Consider the following 17,988-nt stretch of genomic DNA (forward strand, 5'->3'; position numbering starts at 1 on the left):
GTAAGCGTCAAATAATCCCCACCTGTTTTCAGATGGGGATTTGATTTATGCTTTATTTAGATTTAACAAGAACCCGGCAATTCTCGGGAAGTGTCGGTGACCATGGCAGGAATTCGGCCAATTTTGTTTTGTCTGTCGTATCAATATTGGGAAGCTCCTGAAATAGATAGCTAAGATAATAGAATGGGTTCAATCCATTTTCCTTTGCTGTCTCTACAACACTATAGATGATCGCACTAGACTTTGCTCCCCTTGCGGTATTACTAAACAACCAATTTTTGCGGCCGATTACAAAAGGTTTAATAGATCTTTCGGCTAGGTTGTTATCAATCTCCAAATGTCCGTCCTCTAAAAATGCTACTAATCTATCCCATTGATTACGGCAATATTTGATAGCTTGACCAAGTGCACTTTTTGGCAATACACGGGGTGTTAGTTCTTTTAACCATGCCGAAAAAGCCTCTAGCACTGGTTTGCTGAGTTCCTGTCGTGCGTCGAAGCGCTCCTCCGGACTTACGCCCTTTAGTTTGCGCTCGATTTCAAATAATTGGTTACAATAAGCCAAACCTTCCTTTGCCTTGACGGTAGATGTGCTTGCGGTCTCAGGAAGCGCTCGAAGGGCCTCGGTGAATTTTCGGCGGGAATGCGCCCAGCACCCGACCAACCTAACATCCGGTATATTATTGTAACCAGCATACCCATCCACATGCAGATATCCCTGGAAGCCGTCCAAAAACCGCTGAGGATGCTTGCTAGCCCGTGTTTGCTGGTAATCATACAGGACTATAGGCGTATTCCCATGACCTGAGCGATACAGCCAGATATAGGATGTCGACGCCTGTGGACGATCTGGCTCAGATAAGACCTGCAGGGTTGTTTCATCGGCGTGTAGCCATTCCATCTGCAGGAGGTTCGCATGCATCTCCTCATAAATCGGACTAAGCCATGTTTCTGCCCCATAGATGGTCCAGTTGGCTAGCGTTTGACGAGAAATAGACACACCAAATCGCTCCAAGTGCTTTTCTTGGCGGTACAGGGGCATGCCTTCAACATATTTTTGGGTCATGGTAAATGCCATCGCCGAAGGGGATGCTAAACTACCAGGGAAAACTGACTTCGGCATTTCCGCCGTCACAATAGGTGTTTCTAATTCATTACGCTCGCAGTGGCGGCAACTATATACATGGCGAACATGTTCAACCACTTTGACCTGTGGTGGGATAACCTTTAATTCCTTGCGTACTTCTGTACTCATTTCATGCATTGTACCACTGCAGCACGAACAAACCTGTTCCTCATCAGACAAACGATAGTGAATCGTCTCTGTAGGCAGGTTTTCGAATTTGCGTTCACGTTCTCCACGCTGTTTCTTACGCTTATATGTAACCGTCTCAACGGTTGGTTCTTCAACCTTCGGGTCGAATGTAGCTTCGGCTTCATTAAAAAGGGAAAGTTGATCCAGGTCGGTCTTCTCGCTAGAAGCCCCGAATCTGCGCTGTTGGCTCAGACGGAATTGTTCCTCGTACCATTTTAGTTTAGCTTCCAACTCTTCCTTTTCCATTTCGAGTTTCTCGTTGAGCGCTTTGTAATATTCAATTGTATCTTTTGAAGTTTGCGCTGTCTTTTCCATACACCTAGTATACGGAAAAGAATCCGGTTTGACCAGCCGAATTCCCCCTATTTTGTATTTAACTAGTTTTATAGAATAATACGTGCTTTTACTTCCTGATGGGCTTGCTTTTGTTCGATGGATAGTCCATCTAGCAACCAACGAAATTGGCGAGGGCTGATGTTCTTGGGGGTCTTATCATTTTCCGATGGCCAATGGAAGGTACCTTTTTCCAGCCGGCGATAATAAAGCCAAAACCCATTATTTTCCCAATGAAGGATTTTTAACTTGTCTCGCTTCCGATTACAGAAAACGAATAGACTGGGCGAAAAGGGATCAAGTTCAAAACATTCCTTCACGATGACAGCTAGCCCATCAATCGATTTGCGAAGATCTGTACTACCCCGCGCTAGATAAACCCTTTGAAATTGGGTATTGGTTAACATTGGTTTTTAAGCACATGGACAACATCTGATAATAGATCCATGTTGGCTCCAGTTGGTACCTCAACTGTGATCGTACCAAAATGAAGCAGAACAGAACCCTGCCCCGAAGGGGGTGCTTCTTCATCAACCTGAACAGTGAACCATTGTGCCGCAACGGGTGTCTGTTTGGAACCGCTGTTACTTTCAAATTGCCGTATCCAGTAATACATTTGGTGGACTTTAATTTCTTGATGTTGGCACCAATCCACTACACTCTCTCCACTCTGTTTCCATTCTTCGTATCGTGCTTTCCATTCTATTCTTTTTTCCTTAAGGGTCATAGAAAAACCTCCCAATATGATTTCTAGGGAGATTATCTCATGGACTCACTATTAATAGAATGTGGGCTGTATTTGACGCTTACATTGAAAAGAGCAAAAGAGACAGCAGAGGTTATAAATAAAGATTTAAATATTCCACTTATTGAGATGGATGAATTTTTAGAAAGGTACTTTGGTGATACTGAAGGAATGACAGTAGAAGAACGGATGACGGTATTCCCAACTAGAAATTATACTAATCAGGAAGATAGAGATTCTTTAAACGAGCGAATAATGAACGGGATAGAAAAAATAAACCAAGATTATCGAGGAAAGAAAATTTTACTTGTGGCACACGGAGCTGTAATAAATGCAGTTTTAGCTAAGTTTTCAAATGGTGAGATAGGGTCAGGGAAGACCAAGTTAATAAATGCGTGTATTAGTAATATTGAGTTTGTACAAGAACTATGGAATATAAAGGATTATAATCAAGTTACTCATCTTTCTCAATATAGTGAGGAAGGTAGAATATAAGTTTTTTATTAACGGGGGCGAATGCTGAACAAAGGGATTCGCCTTTCTTTGTTGAAGTAAAGAGCAGAAGAGTTGAACAAGAAGGATAGTTCGATAAGAAATTTTGGAATTATATGTTAAATTTGTAGTTGGTGCTTTAGAAATATTATTTTTAAGGAGACAAAAATGGTTTTAGATAATTTTGAAGAATATGATGACCCTATTTTATACGATAAAGAAAATGAACCATATATGCCAGAGTTGCCCTTTTTATTAAAATGGGCATCAAGAAAACATGGTACTATCATTGATTTGGCTTGTGGTACTGGTAGAGTAACTATTCCATTAGCGAAAAGTGGGCATAAACTTATAGGAGTAGATATACATAAAGGAATGTTAACCCATGCCCAAAAAAAGTCATCTAAACTTAATTTGCAAATAGAGTGGGTAGAACAAGACTGTACTAAACTGAATTTAAACATTAAAAGTAATTTAATATATTCAGTTGGTAACTCATTTCAACATTTCCATACAAATGAAGAACAGGATGGATTACTTTCCTCTGTAAACAAACATTTAGAGATTGACGGAGTTTTCATTTTTGGTACAAGGTTTCCGAGTGTTGAGGAATTACTACAACCAGGTACAGAGGAGTATTGGAGAACTTATACTGACAGTGAAACTCTAAATACGGTTGATGTATTTACTATTAGTAACTATGATTCATTAAATCAAATTCAACATTATACGACGATTAGGAAATACAAAAACATGGATGGTGAAATAATAAACGAAAAAAGCACTAACATTAGTTTGAGATATGTATTTCCCAAAGAAATGGAAAGAATTTTGTTTGCAAATGGTTTTGAAATTCTTTATGTTTACAGTGATTGGAAAGAAACTCCAGTAACTAACGATAGTTATGAAATGATTTATGTTTGTAAGAAAATAAGATAGCGTTAAATATAAACTTTTTTAATAATTTCATACTTGAACTAACGGGGAGCTTTTGCACAAAGGTTATTATTACTAAATGATGTAAGTGTTAAACAAGGCGATCATTAAATTGATCGTCTTTTTCTTATATAAGAATTAGGATGAAATTTTGGAATATTATGTTAACATTGATTAAGGCGATATTGTATTATCGAAGCAGGTGTTGTTTATTTTGGGAGCAATAAATATTGCTTGGTTTACAAAGTTATTAGGCTAATATTGTTTAAAGGATAATGTTTAATATTAATTGGAATAAAAGGGGGATTTACTTTGTATTTGATAGTATCAATTATTTTATCTGCTGTATTGGGTTATCTATTGCTTATGACAGGACCATTGGTTGGCGGGTTACTTGCATTCGGTATAGTTGCAGGTACCTTATTTAGAGTCCTATACCTTTTAAATGACATCCATAAATGGTTATTAACAGTTGCTCCAAAAACAGATAAAGTACAAGAGGCTTATGAAAACTATATAAAAGAGAAAGAAAATAATGAACAAGGGTAGAGGCTTTTCGCTTACACAGCAATGAAGGACAGGGCATAGAATACGATTATTGGAGAGGGGTTTCTTAAATCCTTATCTTATTGTATAAACGGGAGCTTATCTTGAAGAGGGAAAGTCCCTTTTGGTGTTGAAGTTATTAAGCTAACGAGTGATAGTATAAGATGGATAAATTTAAATTATGATGAGGTGTTCAATTGAATAAGTTTAATTACAATACAGAGACAGAAAGATTAATAATAAGACCATATAATAAAGATGATTATTCGAATTGGTTAATTCAATTTATCAATAGAATGCCTTCCCAACACAAATATGATGAGGGTAAAGTAGATATGAGCATCTGTACTGAAGAATGGTTTGGAGAATTAGTAGATAGGCATCAACAGATGGCTTCGGATGATAAAGTGTATGTATTTGGAGTTTTTCGAAAAGAAGATAATGTGCATATTGGGTGCAATAGACTTCTCTACAATTATGAGGGATGATTTTCAATGGGCAAGATTTGGGTATACGATTCATAACCAATTTTGGAGACAAGGTTATGGAAAGGAATCTGTTAAAGCTGCAATGACTCTTGCTTTTGAAAAGCTAAATTATCATAGAATTGAAGCACATATTAATGTCGATAATGATCCTTCGATTAAATTAGCAGAAGGTGCTGGAATGCAATTTGAATGTATAAGAAAAGGTTTTATTTATGAATTTGACGAATGGACTGATAATCTAATTTACTTTATTAATTCAAAGTAGTTCTTATTGAACAAACGGGAGCGTTGATCCAAGAAGGATTAACGCTTATTTTGTTGAACTTAGTTTGGGGTTAAAAGAGGGGGGGATATGTATGAAAAATCGTTATATAAATCTGTTTATTGGACTTATCGTTAGTGCTTTATTTGTCTTTTTATCTCGTGAAATGGCGGGTCATAATGTTTGGTTTTATGACCTTCCTATTATAAATAGATTACCAGGAATTCTTTTTGAATTACTTTATTTAGTAGGAATAATTTTTTTCTTCAAGTTTTCTTATATATGGATAAAAGAACTTTGGAAGTTGAAGTGAATTTATTAAACAAACGGGTGCGAGAGTTGAAGACCAAATATTGATAGCTTTTCTTACCTGACAACCGCAGGATAATTTTTAAAAAAGGAATGCCACTCTTTTGATAGAATTACTAAAGTTAAGAAAATAAGGAAATTAAAGAGGTGGCACACTTGTCTAAAATTGGTCTATTAACCGTAACTCATGATCCTAAAGGAAAGAACATTAAGTTACTTGATGAATTACATAAGGAATTTGAAGAAATTTATGGAGAACTTTTTATTACAATCAGTGATGAATCTTCCGATGATTTAGTAAATAAATTTGAAAGCACACAGTTTAAAGTAAAATTGATCCCCAAAAAGGGAGCTGCCGAGGCACGAAGAGAGGTAGTGAATTTTGGTCTTTCAGGCACAAGTGAATATTACCATTATTGTGACTTTGACCGTTTACTAACATGGGGTAAAAACTATCTTGAAGAATTAAAAAGTTTAAATACAATTATACCTAATCATGACTATCTCATATTAGGTAGGACGGAAAGAGCATTTAGCACACACCCTAGAGCCTGGATAGATACAGAGAAAATTACAAATACAATTTGTTCCATGGAGTTGAATAAAGAAGTTGATATAACAGCTGGTTCCTGTTCCTTTTCAAGGGAATGTGCTAAGTACATTAACAAATATTCAAAGGACAAAATGACGGACTCAGAATGGGCGATGATCATTCATAGAATAGCAAAATTAGGTGTAGATTATCGTGCAGCGGAAGGATTGGAATACCAAGTGGAAACAAATGGAGTAAATACAATTGTAAGCAATGCTGAAGAATGGTTTGGTAGGTTAAGATTAAGTAATATCATTAGTGAATCAGCATTGAAAACTGGAAAATGATATTCCAGGCGGTGTAAAATCACCTCTTTTATATTTGGGTTGTTAAACATTACACTTAAAGTAAAGGGAGCGAGAGTGGAACAAGTAGTTATCGAATGCGGCAGCTCCTGTAGTTTTATTGAATTAAAGAGCAGTTTAGTGAAAGAAGGAATTTAATAGTGGTTCTTAGAATACATACGTAATTAAGAAGTCTACTAAGGGGTTTTAAAGGCGTGAAAACTAATAAGTCATGGTTATTATTCTTAGCTATTATAACGATTGTTTTCAGTGCAGGTTGCTATGCTGATGGGGGAAAGGTAACAACAAAAGATGTATTAAAACGGAATGCGGATGCTGATATTATTCAATACAATAACGGTAATGTCTATTCAAATGTTACTAACCTTGAGTGGTTTCAAGAGGAGAAAAGTAAGTATTCTAAAGTAAAATATGTTGGAGAAATTATAAAGCAAACCAAGAGTAGTTTTATGTTTAAAGACTTTTATGCAACTAAACTTCCAGTGGGTTCAAAAATATATTCTACTGACGAAGATGTAAAGCTTTCAGGGATATTAATTGTTGAACACGAAGGAGAAGACTTATATTACATGAGGTTATTAGAGGGATAAAGGTAGTATAAACATAGAAAATCTTGGTATTCAACTATAGGGTGCCGCTCGACATGTTCTGTTATAAGCGTTCGAAACGTGAAAAACAGGAGATTATCTAAGATTAATCTTAACTTTACAACTAAGGATGGGAATGATAGAACCATGTTTCTTGAAACCATCCCGTCAATACTCCTGCATGCGTCTTGGCTGACAGGTCAAGGGGTTTGAAGTACAGGTAGATTCGGCAGAACAAAGGCTGAAGCCATTCCTTCGGAAAAGGTATGCCAACGGATATGCCGCACGGCTGAAAAACTAGATAAGGTGAGAATTGTTCTACTGCAAAAGAACTGACGAATAACCGAATGTAAGGGTCTAAAGTTAGAACATAGGGAAACTTATGTACCATCCAACGATGGGGTGAGTGGTGTAGAGTAAAAATGCACCCTATGAAACACGCTATACCGAACAATTGGCGGTATCCAGCTCACAGGCTTACAGGTTACACCTACGTCTAGAACGGATAGCTAGGTTGTAAGGGACTTGGAAAACAAGGAACGTTGCAACAGGGACTGTCATCCTAAACGGTTGCTATAAGGTAAAACGAAGTGCATTTATCCTTGTGAGGGTAGGGGCATTACTGATGAAGCTCTTGTAATGAGAGTGGAAGAATAGCCCCAAGTCTAAGGACATAGAATAATTATTTTCCAAAAGTGTATTGCACCGATCGGGTAGGAACGTGGGAACATCACCTCTTAGAGGAGTGATGCCACAGTGCAAACTTTACGATATTGGGATTACTACGGTATGACGGAAACTTTTACGGAGTTATATGATGAATCTTCTAAACAAAAGTCCTTTTCACAACTGTACGATATTATAACATCTAGAGAAAATATCTTATTGTCCTATCGGACTATAAAGTCTAATAAAGGTTCCAACACTCCTGGTACAGATAGAAAAACCATAAAAGATATTCAAAAGCTATCAGAGGATGAACTTGTAGAAGAAATTCGAAACAAGTTGAAGAACTATCAGCCCAAGAAAGTAAGACGCAAGCTTATTGAAAAAGATAATGGTAAATTAAGACCACTTGGAATTCCCTGCATAATAGACAGAATCATACAACAATGTTTTAAACAAGTTCTCGAACCGATTGCTGATACGAAATTTTATAAGCATAGTTACGGCTTCAGACCTCTTCGGTCTACGCATCACGCAATGGCAAGAGTACAATTTCTAATAAATAAATCATCACTACATTATGTGGTTGACATTGATATAAAGGGATTCTTTGATAATATAAACCATACTTTATTAATCAAGCAACTATGGAACTTAGGTATCCATGACCGTCAGGTCTTGGCTTGCATTTCCAAAATGCTAAAAGCCGAAATTGATGGTGAAGGTATCCCAACCAAGGGTGTACCGCAAGGTGGGTTGTTATCGACGCTGCTTTCAAATATCGTACTTAACGACTTAGACCATTGGGTAGCTGAACAGTGGGAATTCTTCCCTCTTAATAAACCTTACAAAACACGAGAAGGTGAGCTCTATGCAAAGAAGCGAACCAAACTAAAAGAGGGCTACCTCGTCCGCTATGCGGACGACTTTAAAATTCTTTGTCGTGATTGGAAGACTGCCCGAAAATGGTTTCATGCTGTTAGACTGTATATAAAACAACGTCTGAGACTAGATATTTCTCCAGAAAAATCACAAGTTATAAATCTACGAAAACTAGAGTCTGAATTCTTAGGATTCACAATTCGTGCGAATCGAAAAGGAAAAAAGAGAGTGGCACACACAGGTATAAAAGCCAATAAAAAGCAAAAAATCAAGGTTGAAGCTAAAAAACATATTCAAAGAATTAAAGCCTCACCTACTGCTCAAAATGCCCTTCTCTTTAACAGTTTTGTTTTAGGAATTCATAATTATTTTAATCGAGCAACACATGTTAATAATGAGTTTTCACGTCTTGCCTATGAGTTGCAAGCATTTATATACAATCGTCTGAAACCTGTTGGGAAATATGAACATCCTACAAACCCACCGCCAACTTACAAAAAGTTTTATAGTCTGGGTTTCAAAACATTTAAAATCTCGAGCGTGTATCTATTTCCTCTTGCCAATGTGAAAACGAGAAACGCTATGAATTTTAGTCAATCTCTCACACCTTTCACAAAGTCTGGAAGAGAAAGGATACAAAAAACGCTTCGTTCAGAAATTCAACAGGAGATTTCAAAATTAATGAAATCAAAAATTCCGACACGAAGTGTCGAATATATGGATAATCGAATAAGTCGGTATAGTATGAAAATGGGGAAATGTGAAATCACAGGCGTGTTTCTTTCTGCTAGTGAAGTTCACTGTCATCATTACATTCCGTTACATCTCGGAGGAAGCGATAAATTTAATAATCTACGCATTCTACATAAAGAGATACATCAATTAATCCATCAAATAAACACATCGACGATTGACACACTCATAAAGAAACTTGGAATTACTGAACCTATGGTTCAGAAGATTAACCAATATCGTCAACAATGCGGTATGGAACCAAGTTTATAATCTCAAATCTATGAGTAACTAGGAACTTATAATTTAGTACATATCTTTAGATGGAGCGCGGAGTGCTGGGAAACTAGCACGCTCCGTGTTGAGCAGGGGAAAAGCTGGAGATAACTTCAAATGCTTACCTATTGCTGACTTTGATATAAAAGGCAAATGCATATACAACCTAAAAAATTGATTGGTGGAATAGATTATGGGTGGTATAATTAGAAAAAGAGTATCTTGGAGCGGAGGAAAGTGCTGTGGAAGATATATTAAAGCAAATTTTAAGTGAACTGAAAGAAATTAAGACAGATATCGGTGAATTAAAAACGGGACAAGCAAGACTTGAAGTCGGACAACAGAAATTGCAGCAAAACTTGATTGAAAGTCTTGGGACTTATACAGAGAAAATTACTGAACATGTTGATGACAAAACCGAAGTATTAAATAAAAGAGTTTATAAAGTTGAATCCGAAATAGAGAGATTAAGCAGACAGTAGAGAAGTTGAACTTCAACACTGTCTTTTATTTTGGATTTGTTTACCTTGTGAATTTCATCACTTAAAGTAACGGGTGCTTTTGTGCGATAAGTACATGTTATTTAATAAGGCTTAACCGCACCCTAGAGGAGAACCCTTAGTGTAATAGATCTTGTCTTTTTTTGTACATACTTTTTTGTCCAATTCACTGCCGAAAGAGGGATGTAAAAATTTTTTTGTCTCTTTTGTACATAGTTTGTTGTCCTCGGACATCAGATGTAAAAGGACAAGAAAGTCTAAACTAATTTTATATTGTTTAATATTGATTTACCAGTACATATGAATTTTTTGTATGTACTTTTTTGTCTTTTATAATAGACAAAAAAGTCTAAACTACCTATACTTGAGACAAGAAAGTCTAAACTTTCCAATTTTTCAATTTTTCTAACTTTAACAGCGAAAGGGTGTCTATATGTATAAACCTTTAATTACCGATGGAAGTAAAAGGTTTGGGAATAATAGGTGGCAGTCATATAGTTCCAAATTGAAGCGTGATGTTTTTTTATTCAGTGATTTAGAGTATGAACATTGGTTACTGGTTGAATCAAACCCTAAAATTGTAGAGTTTTGTGAACAAGCCTTATTAATGGAGGCGTTTGTGAATAGAAAATTGCAGACATCTATTATCGATATGTGGGTTAAATTTGACAATGGAAAAGAAGAGTTTATAGAAGTGAAGTATACTTCGGATCTTTCTAAAGAAAAAGTAAAAAAACAGATTTCCGTTCAAAAAAATTGGTGTAATGCACATGGATTTCAACACCATGTAAGAACAGAAGAACATATTCGAGCAAATCAATTACTGCTTTCAAATTTAAAGTTAATAATAAAGGGAAACAAACAACAAAAGCAAGAAATTGAGATTGAGAGATATCAGATTATGAAAATATTGAGGCAATATTGCCCCAATAAAGTGTTGATAAGTTCCTTAATTGTTGAAACTCAAATTCCCCTAAATAGATTGTTGCTATCGCTAGGGAAAATGATATTTAAAGGCGAGGTATGTTCAGATATAGCATTGGAACATTACGGAAAAAATACAGAGGTGTGGATTGATGCATAGGAGATTATTTGAAGATTTAAAAATTGAAGAGCGTTTTCTTGATATTTCAACTTGGCCGCAAGTAATAAGCGAAAGACTAAATGAGGATGATAGAAACATTTTTTTAGCTAGGAAATTAGCCATTGACTTAATTATGACAACAAAAACAAGTATATCAGAAATAGAACAACAAGCAGGGATACATAGAAGTGAAATATACCGATTCGTCAGAAGGTGTTTAGAAATGGATGAGTTTGAACAAATAAGGGGGTACCGGGCCTTAATACCTTATAAAAGATTAAGGGATTATAACAGGAGTGAGTTTCCCACACATACAGAAGAGGAGTCGGATAATTTTACTGGTACTTTTAGTTTATTACTCGATACTTATCCAAGCCTAAAGGACTTAATTATAGATTGTTATTTTAACAGAAAAAGTAATAAGAACAAAATAAATGATCCTATCATTAATATGAAAAATCTACATAAAAAGTTTATTGATGAGTGCAGAATTTTGGGGATTAAAATGAACGAATACCCTTTTAATACAAAAACTTTAGCAAAAAAATCGCTTGAACGGTATGTAAAAACACTATCAAGGGCTTATTTTGTTGAAGTAGCAGGACGAAATGGTGAACAGGCAGCTATGGTTGCCAAAAACACTGGTACTGGAAATAAAAACAATCCCATGATAATCAGACCTTTGGAACGAGTGGAATTTGACGGCCATAGAATTGATACTTCAATAGCAATAATTTTTAAAACCCCAGAGGGTGATGAGATTGTTGAAGTAATGAATCGGATATGGATTCTATCCATTGTCGATGTGGCAACAAGAACAATATTAGGTTATCACCTTTGCTTAAATAAAGAATATTCTTCTCACGATGTTCTAATGTGCTTTAGAAATGCCATTTTTCCTTGGAAAAAGAAATCACTTACTATTGAGGGATTAAGCTATTCGGAAGGAGCGAATTTCCCTTCAAATTTAATTCCCGAGGCTAGTTTCGGATTATGGGATGAGCTTTGTTATGACAACGCAAAAGCAAATATCGCAAAAAACGTAAAAGAAAAACTTGTTGACTTGATTGGTTGCTCTATTAATTTTGGTCCTGTTGCAGTTCCAGTTAGAAGACCCATTATCGAGCGTTTTTTTAGGACTTTGGAACAAAATGGATTTCACAGGTTACCCTCTACAACTGGAAGTAACCCACAAGATCCAAAAAGAAAGAAGTCAGAAGAAAAAGCTATAAAATATAGAATTACTGCGGAACACCTTGAAGAACTTACAGATGTGTTAATTGCTGAATATAATGCGACTCCACATGAAGGTAATAATAATCTTAGTCCATTAGAGGTTTTTGAACAAAGGGTGGATAAAGGAATGACAATAATTCAATTACCAGAAGAAAAACGAAATGAAATTGCCTTTTTTTCTTTAAAAACTACAAGGAGAGTAAATGGAAGCGTACAGGAAGGGAGAAGACCTTATATTTTTTATGAAGGAGTAAGATATACGAACGAAGTCCTAAACCGTTCTCCGCATTTAATCAACAAAAAACTCGAGTTACTAATCAACACGGATGATTTGAGAGTTATAAAGGCTTTTTTAGCAGATGGAAGTGAATTAGGAAATTTAAGTGCTAATGGTAAATGGGGAATAACCCCTCATGATCTTAGGACTAGGAAGGCCATAAATAAACTAAAAAATAAAAGGCTAATACATTTCACTCAATTTGACGATCCGATTCAAGTTTATCAAGACTACTTAGAAAAAGAGGCACAAAAAAATAAAACAAGCAGAAATAAATTAGCATCTCTAAAAAAAGGACAAAAAAGTAAAGAAGAACGATATCAAAAAGGAAAGTCCAATGATGAAAAAGGAACTAAAAATGATGGGAATTTAGATAATATTTCTGAGTTATCTAATGTTAAGCAACAGAGGAAAGCCGAAACAGAAGAAAAACAAACTGATACACGAATCTTGAAAAAAACAATAATTTACTAGTTGGAGGTTGGCTATGTCGGAAATATTGGAAACCAATCAAATTAATAATGACATAATAAGACCCTTTATTCCTAAGGGAACACATCCAGTTGAAACAGGAAAATATTTAATTTCAACAAATGAAATTGATAGAATGTATCAGACTGTGATTCAATGGGTTGAAAATAGAATTCCAGGTGCTATTATTTATGGCCGTCCTAGACTTGGTAAAACAAGAGCAATCTCCTATTTGATTAATTGTTTACCTCAAGATTTTGGAGAAAATACGCCTATTTTTCATATTCGTTGTCGTAAATATAAAAATCCTAATGAAAACTTTTTCTTTGAAGATTTATTAAGTGCTGTGGGTCATTCAATCGTTATAAAAGGGAAATCGAATATGAAGAGAACTAGACTTCTAAGATTTTTGGTAGAACGTGCTGACGCTTCAGGTATTAAAAAGGTTATTTTTTTCATAGATGATGCTCAAAGATTGGAAGAAATACATTATGATTGGCTCATGGATCTATATAATGAATTTGATCAATATGGCATAACATTAACTACCATATTAGTAGGACAAAAAGAATTGGTTCATCAACGTTCAGCATTTATTAATGGTGAAAAGTTTCAAATAGTGGGTCGCTTTATGAGCCAAGAATACCAGTTTAAAGGCCTTAAGACACTAAATGATCTAAGGATCTGTTTAATGGGATATGATGATTATTGTGAATATCCTTCTAATAGTAACTGGTCTTTTACAAAATATTTTTTTGCTGATGCCTTTATTAGAGGATATAGGTTACAACATTCTGCCGAAGAATTATTTCAAGTTTTTATTGATTTAAGAAGGGAATTTGGATTACCTCAAAAAGGTGAAATCCCAATGCAATATATAACCTTAGCAATTGAATATGCCTTAAAAAAATTTGGAAGTAGCGGTTTAGATTTGCCTACAATAGAAAAAAATCATTGGGAAGAGGCAATAAAAAATACTGGATACATCCAATCAGAATTGTATCAAATTAATTAAAAGAGGTTACAAGATAAGAAAAGGTTGGTGAAACTATGGATCTTCAGTTTACATGGTCTTCTGATTGGATTCAAAATTATGAATCACCTTGGGGAATACTAGAAAAATTCAGATGGGCTAATGCTATTGATGGTAACACAGTTTTAGAGTTAATAGGAAACGAGAATGTTAAAAAATTAAAGATGATTTCAAATGCTGGAAGCCGTCATCGTAGCATTATTTATTTTTCAAGTATTGATCCGAAAAGGACCGAAACTATTTTTGGGATTGATTTAAAGGAATACAATGATAAATTAATAGATAAACTAATTCATATAATTCCTAAAATTAAGTCTGTCAGTAATTATTTTTACGACAACATAACATATTGCCCAATTTGTTTAAGTAAGGGATATCATAGTATATTTCATCAAATTAAATTTTTTGATTACTGTGCATTCCATCCTAATCAAAAATTAAAAGATAAATGTTTACATTGCAAGCAAACAATGCCAGAGTACCTTATTAATAAGGGTAATCTTGAGGCTTACCGTTGCAGCTGTGGATATTGCTTTCTTGATTCAGAAAATATTAGGTCAATGGTATCATCTTGGAAAGAACAATTAAAAGTTCAAAACAGTCTCATAAATTCATGGCTTAAAATACCTCGATATAAAGTTCATACATACAATATACTTTACCCCTTTGATAACTACAAAAAATATCTTGAAGTTGATAAGAAAGATAGTGATTATCTCAGACTCTTACCAAAATTATTGACGAATGCTTTTAATGAAGGTGCATTAAACAATACAGTTATTAAAATATCTTCCAAGGAGAATATCTTCAATATTAAAAATGATTATCAGCAATTAAAAAACAATTATATGGAGGTTTTCCCTCATCGATTTTATTCGTTTGAATTCAAAGAAAAACATAGGATTGACAGTATTTACTTTGAAATTTATAAACAATCAAGAATTCTTTATAAAGCCATAAATCGATATATTCTTCGTAAAGTTATTAAAGAACACAATAATTGTGTGAAAATATTTAATAAGGCAAGACAAAACGGTGATGTATGTCCTCATGCGTATGCTTTTATTTTATGGAAAATGGAGTGTGAAGGAATAGATGCTTTGTGGAAAATCGAAAATCAAAGTAGAATTTTTGAAAATCTCGGTTTTTCATGCATGAATGAAGATTTTAGTATTTTTCTTCATGGTTCTTTTATGACACATTTAGAAGAGATATTAAATCCTATAACAAGAAATTACGATTTCAATTTCTTAAATTGTAATGTCAGCAGTATAAATTATATTCTTAACAGAACTATCTCTCATCTATTAATTGAACGTTATATTAAGTGGCTAGAGGTTGTACATGATCCGGAAAAGTTTAAACATACTTATCCTGATGACAACATACCGATGTACATTGCTAAAATCCCTGAAAATTATAATGAAGAAATAAGTTTATATTTTCCAAATAAGCGGATTAATCACATGAAAAGTATAATAATGAACATTAGTAATCAATATACCTGTCCCTTTCATAGGTCAAAAAGGTATCCACGCTATAAATCTCCAATTCGAATTGCAATGGATAATATGTAATTGTAATCTAAGAATGCAATGCGGGTAGTGAATATACGTATTTTAACAGACAAAAAAAGAAGATGAAACCTATTTACTGTTCATTCTTATTTTTTTCAAAAATAGTTGGATTTACTATGTATAAACAAAATAAAAGGCAGGGTGATGTTATTTAGTGGTGTATGGTTAAGTGCATTTGCTAGTTGAATTACTAAAGATACAAATGTGGCTATACATTATCAATTCCAAAATAATATTGGAGCAAATATAATGATTGTTTCAAACTTTTTATAAAGAAAGGTAGATAGATATGCTATCTTTTCCAGTTGCTACTACCCGAAAAGAAAAGATCGATATAATAAATGAAATTAAAGAAAGATTATTAATTGCACATCCGGACAGCATAATGGCAATTTATTTGAACATATATTGAAAAGAGAAGGAATTGTTACAATTTTATAACGAAACTTTAAGTTGTTAATGGTATCACGAGAGTTTAATCTTCATTCCTTGACTGAATATTTGAAAATTGAATAAAAAAAATTATTTGATTAAAGAGGTGATAGCAGTGAAGCACGCATTAATTATAGGAGGAACTGGTATGTTATCTAAGGTAACTCTTTGGTTAATAGATAACAATTATCATGTTTCGGTAATTGCTCGGGATTCGCAAAAAATGGAAAAATTGATTAATCAGTCCACTAACAAATCTAAAATAACACCTGTTTTAGTTGACTACAGTAACGATTCTGCATTGAGAAACTCAATACAATCTTTAATTGAAAAATATGAATCAATTGATTTGGTTGTAGCTTGGATTCATTCATATGCTAAGAATGCATTAAATTCTATTACTCAAGTTGTTTCAACTAGTAGTAAGAGAGATTGGAAGTTATATCATATCTTAGGAAGTAGTAGTAATTGGCTATTCGCAATTTTGAGTGGAAAACACCTTCATTTAACAACTTACAAGGGTAGTAGTTTCAATTGGGCTTGTCAAGGAAAGCACTTGACAAGCCCAATTGAAACTACTAAATGGTCTGTAAGTTAAATGAAGGAGTTACTCTGATAACTCTGTTACCCTTAGGTTCAACCCACCGGCAATAAGATAGATCATTGTTATTAAGTTTTTAGTTGAACGGTATCCTCTTGCTTGTCGTTTGGCTGCTTGGATTAATCCGTTTGTTGCCTCAAGTATGCCATTATTGATACGACTCTTAAACCATTGAAGGATACCACCACGATGCTTGTGTACACTTTTGGCCACCTTCACCATATCAGGAATCTGGGATCGTCTTGCCCAAGAAAGCCATTCATCCAAATAGGCTTCTGCTTCGGAGACATCCTTTTGCCAGAACCGTTGAAATGCTACTTTCAGTTGATAGGCTTTCGCCGTCTTTAGGTCTTGATCCTTTAATTTAAGCAATGTTTCTTTTTGTTTCGTGTTTAAATTGTCTTCATTTTTTATCCATGCATACCGGCTATTTTTTAACTCGGGATGATCTTTTTGCTCTTTACGACGTGTTTCATCCACCGCCTCATTAATCATCTTCATGACATGAAATTTATCGAAGGTAAGGGAGGCTTTTGGGAACTGTTCTTCAGCCCCCTTGATAAAGGCTGGAGACATGTCAATACTGAATTCTTTAATATTATCGGGGTGGCCGCCATGAACCATTAAATCATGTTTAAATCCCTTTAATGTATGTTGATCTTTGCCCTCTGTAACAGAAATAACCTTACGCTCTTCAAGATCCATGAAGATAGAGACATATTCGTGCCCTCTTTTTCTGGATGTTTCATCAAATCCTACCTGCTTTACAGAGGAATAGTCTTCTCTTTCGCGTGCTTCATTTACATAATGATGAAGGATTGGCCAAAGAGTTGTATCATGTTCACCAACAAGATTTGCCACCTTTTTAACGGGCATAGCTTTCATTAGAAGGATGACGAACGCTTCAAAGTACACAGAGAAACCAGACCGTTCACGGGCCCAATTTGGTTTTATTGTTTTAGCAGATCCGTCACATTCTGGACAATCTGTACGTGGTAGTCTTGCATGAAGATAGGCTTGGTACTGAAAGAAATTTAAGTGTCTCCATGTTCGTTCACGTCCATGGTCATAAATACGGGCGGGACTGCCACAAGTAGAACACTCAAATTTGCTGCCTTTTACCGTTGAAGCATATATGTGTAATTCTTTATCATCGGGATTGAATTCTACATGATCTACTTTCCATCCAGGGCCTAAATTTAGTGCCATTTGTAATAACTCATTTTCTGTCATTTTTAAACTACCGCCTTATCAATTATATTGGTAGTATCATTGTTGACAGATTAATTCCATACTAAACTGCGATGAACC

General features: G+C 34.8%; 17 protein-coding genes and 1 pseudogene. 14 read left to right on the plus strand and 4 right to left on the minus strand.

Annotation, left to right across the window (positions count from 1 at the left end):
* Positions 1-52: 52 nt before the first annotated feature.
* From tnpC to tnpA, 3 genes are all read right to left on the minus strand, one after another.
* Entirely contained in the window at positions 53-1,630 is a 1,578-nt protein-coding gene (gene tnpC / locus PY093_RS20365; protein ID WP_481769292.1) for an IS66 family transposase, read from the minus strand.
* A gap of 68 nt (positions 1,631-1,698) precedes the next feature.
* Positions 1,699-2,055 (minus strand): IS66 family insertion sequence element accessory protein TnpB, encoded by a 357-nt coding sequence (gene tnpB / locus PY093_RS20370; RefSeq protein WP_275645858.1) that lies wholly within the window; start codon positions 2,053-2,055, stop codon positions 1,699-1,701.
* Positions 2,049-2,375 carry an IS66 family insertion sequence element accessory protein TnpA gene (gene tnpA / locus PY093_RS20375; protein ID WP_275645859.1) on the minus strand — a complete coding sequence of 109 codons (327 nt, stop codon included), beginning with the start codon at positions 2,373-2,375 and terminating at the stop codon, positions 2,049-2,051. The genes tnpB and tnpA overlap by 7 nt, the downstream gene beginning before the upstream one ends.
* 39 nt (positions 2,376-2,414) lie before the next feature.
* On the opposite strand from tnpA, the gene PY093_RS20380 reads away from it, so the two are divergent.
* From PY093_RS20380 to PY093_RS20445, 14 genes and pseudogenes are all read left to right on the plus strand, one after another.
* Complete coding sequence (locus PY093_RS20380) at positions 2,415-2,888, plus strand: histidine phosphatase family protein (protein ID WP_275647605.1); 474 nt, start codon at positions 2,415-2,417, stop codon at positions 2,886-2,888.
* A gap of 165 nt (positions 2,889-3,053) precedes the next feature.
* Entirely contained in the window at positions 3,054-3,824 is a 771-nt protein-coding gene (locus PY093_RS20385) for a class I SAM-dependent methyltransferase (protein ID WP_275647606.1), read from the plus strand.
* A 309-nt stretch (positions 3,825-4,133) separates the two neighbouring features.
* Complete coding sequence (locus PY093_RS20390) at positions 4,134-4,370, plus strand: hypothetical protein (RefSeq protein WP_275647607.1); 237 nt, start codon at positions 4,134-4,136, stop codon at positions 4,368-4,370.
* Positions 4,371-4,564: 194 nt separating this feature from the next.
* A pseudogene (locus PY093_RS20395) lies at positions 4,565-5,120 on the plus strand (GNAT family N-acetyltransferase).
* 91 nt (positions 5,121-5,211) lie between these two features.
* Positions 5,212-5,430: a hypothetical protein gene (locus PY093_RS20400; protein ID WP_275647608.1), complete on the plus strand. Its 219-nt coding sequence runs from the start codon at positions 5,212-5,214 to the stop codon at positions 5,428-5,430.
* A 152-nt stretch (positions 5,431-5,582) separates the two neighbouring features.
* Positions 5,583-6,305 carry a hypothetical protein gene (locus PY093_RS20405; RefSeq protein ID WP_275647609.1) on the plus strand — a complete coding sequence of 241 codons (723 nt, stop codon included), beginning with the start codon at positions 5,583-5,585 and terminating at the stop codon, positions 6,303-6,305.
* A 212-nt stretch (positions 6,306-6,517) separates the two neighbouring features.
* Positions 6,518-6,913 carry a hypothetical protein gene (locus PY093_RS20410; RefSeq protein WP_275647610.1) on the plus strand — a complete coding sequence of 132 codons (396 nt, stop codon included), beginning with the start codon at positions 6,518-6,520 and terminating at the stop codon, positions 6,911-6,913.
* Positions 6,914-7,666: 753 nt separating this feature from the next.
* Positions 7,667-9,463 (plus strand): group II intron reverse transcriptase/maturase, encoded by a 1,797-nt coding sequence (gene ltrA, locus PY093_RS20415; protein WP_275647611.1) that lies wholly within the window; start codon positions 7,667-7,669, stop codon positions 9,461-9,463.
* Between the two features lie 245 nt (positions 9,464-9,708).
* The gene (locus tag PY093_RS20420; RefSeq protein WP_275647612.1) at positions 9,709-9,948 is read left to right on the plus strand and encodes a hypothetical protein; all 240 of its coding nucleotides are present in this window, start codon (positions 9,709-9,711) and stop codon (positions 9,946-9,948) included.
* Between the two features lie 451 nt (positions 9,949-10,399).
* Positions 10,400-11,050, plus strand: a complete 651-nt coding sequence (locus PY093_RS20425; RefSeq protein ID WP_275647613.1) for a TnsA endonuclease N-terminal domain-containing protein — start codon at positions 10,400-10,402, stop codon at positions 11,048-11,050.
* Positions 11,043-13,037 carry a hypothetical protein gene (locus PY093_RS20430; protein WP_275647614.1) on the plus strand — a complete coding sequence of 665 codons (1,995 nt, stop codon included), beginning with the start codon at positions 11,043-11,045 and terminating at the stop codon, positions 13,035-13,037. The genes PY093_RS20425 and PY093_RS20430 overlap by 8 nt, the downstream gene beginning before the upstream one ends.
* 13 nt (positions 13,038-13,050) lie before the next feature.
* Positions 13,051-14,049, plus strand: coding sequence for an ATP-binding protein (locus PY093_RS20435; RefSeq protein WP_275647615.1), 999 nt, complete (start codon positions 13,051-13,053; stop codon positions 14,047-14,049).
* A 35-nt stretch (positions 14,050-14,084) separates the two neighbouring features.
* Complete coding sequence (locus PY093_RS20440) at positions 14,085-15,644, plus strand: hypothetical protein (RefSeq protein WP_275647616.1); 1,560 nt, start codon at positions 14,085-14,087, stop codon at positions 15,642-15,644.
* Between the two features lie 547 nt (positions 15,645-16,191).
* Positions 16,192-16,674 carry an SDR family NAD(P)-dependent oxidoreductase gene (locus tag PY093_RS20445; protein ID WP_345774256.1) on the plus strand — a complete coding sequence of 161 codons (483 nt, stop codon included), beginning with the start codon at positions 16,192-16,194 and terminating at the stop codon, positions 16,672-16,674.
* A 9-nt stretch (positions 16,675-16,683) separates the two neighbouring features.
* On the opposite strand, the gene PY093_RS20450 is transcribed toward PY093_RS20445, so the two are convergent.
* Complete coding sequence (locus tag PY093_RS20450) at positions 16,684-17,910, minus strand: ISL3 family transposase (protein ID WP_275645129.1); 1,227 nt, start codon at positions 17,908-17,910, stop codon at positions 16,684-16,686.
* Positions 17,911-17,988: the final 78 nt, after the last annotated feature.

This window comes from Cytobacillus sp. S13-E01 (genome assembly GCF_029193815.1).
Classification (GTDB): Bacteria; Bacillota; Bacilli; order Bacillales; family Bacillaceae_L; genus Bacillus_BV.

Coding starts and splice junctions, on each gene's coding strand:
- tnpC (WP_481769292.1), bottom strand. CDS start 1,630: ATGGAAAAGACAGCGCAAACTTCAAAAGATACAATTGAATATTACAAA.
- tnpB (WP_275645858.1), bottom strand. CDS start 2,055: ATGTTAACCAATACCCAATTTCAAAGGGTTTATCTAGCGCGGGGTAGT.
- tnpA (WP_275645859.1), bottom strand. CDS start 2,375: ATGACCCTTAAGGAAAAAAGAATAGAATGGAAAGCACGATACGAAGAA.
- PY093_RS20380 (WP_275647605.1), top strand. CDS start 2,415: ATGGACTCACTATTAATAGAATGTGGGCTGTATTTGACGCTTACATTG.
- PY093_RS20385 (WP_275647606.1), top strand. CDS start 3,054: ATGGTTTTAGATAATTTTGAAGAATATGATGACCCTATTTTATACGAT.
- PY093_RS20400 (WP_275647608.1), top strand. CDS start 5,212: ATGAAAAATCGTTATATAAATCTGTTTATTGGACTTATCGTTAGTGCT.
- PY093_RS20425 (WP_275647613.1), top strand. CDS start 10,400: ATGTATAAACCTTTAATTACCGATGGAAGTAAAAGGTTTGGGAATAAT.
- PY093_RS20430 (WP_275647614.1), top strand. CDS start 11,043: ATGCATAGGAGATTATTTGAAGATTTAAAAATTGAAGAGCGTTTTCTT.
- PY093_RS20435 (WP_275647615.1), top strand. CDS start 13,051: ATGTCGGAAATATTGGAAACCAATCAAATTAATAATGACATAATAAGA.
- PY093_RS20440 (WP_275647616.1), top strand. CDS start 14,085: ATGGATCTTCAGTTTACATGGTCTTCTGATTGGATTCAAAATTATGAA.
- PY093_RS20450 (WP_275645129.1), bottom strand. CDS start 17,910: ATGACAGAAAATGAGTTATTACAAATGGCACTAAATTTAGGCCCTGGA.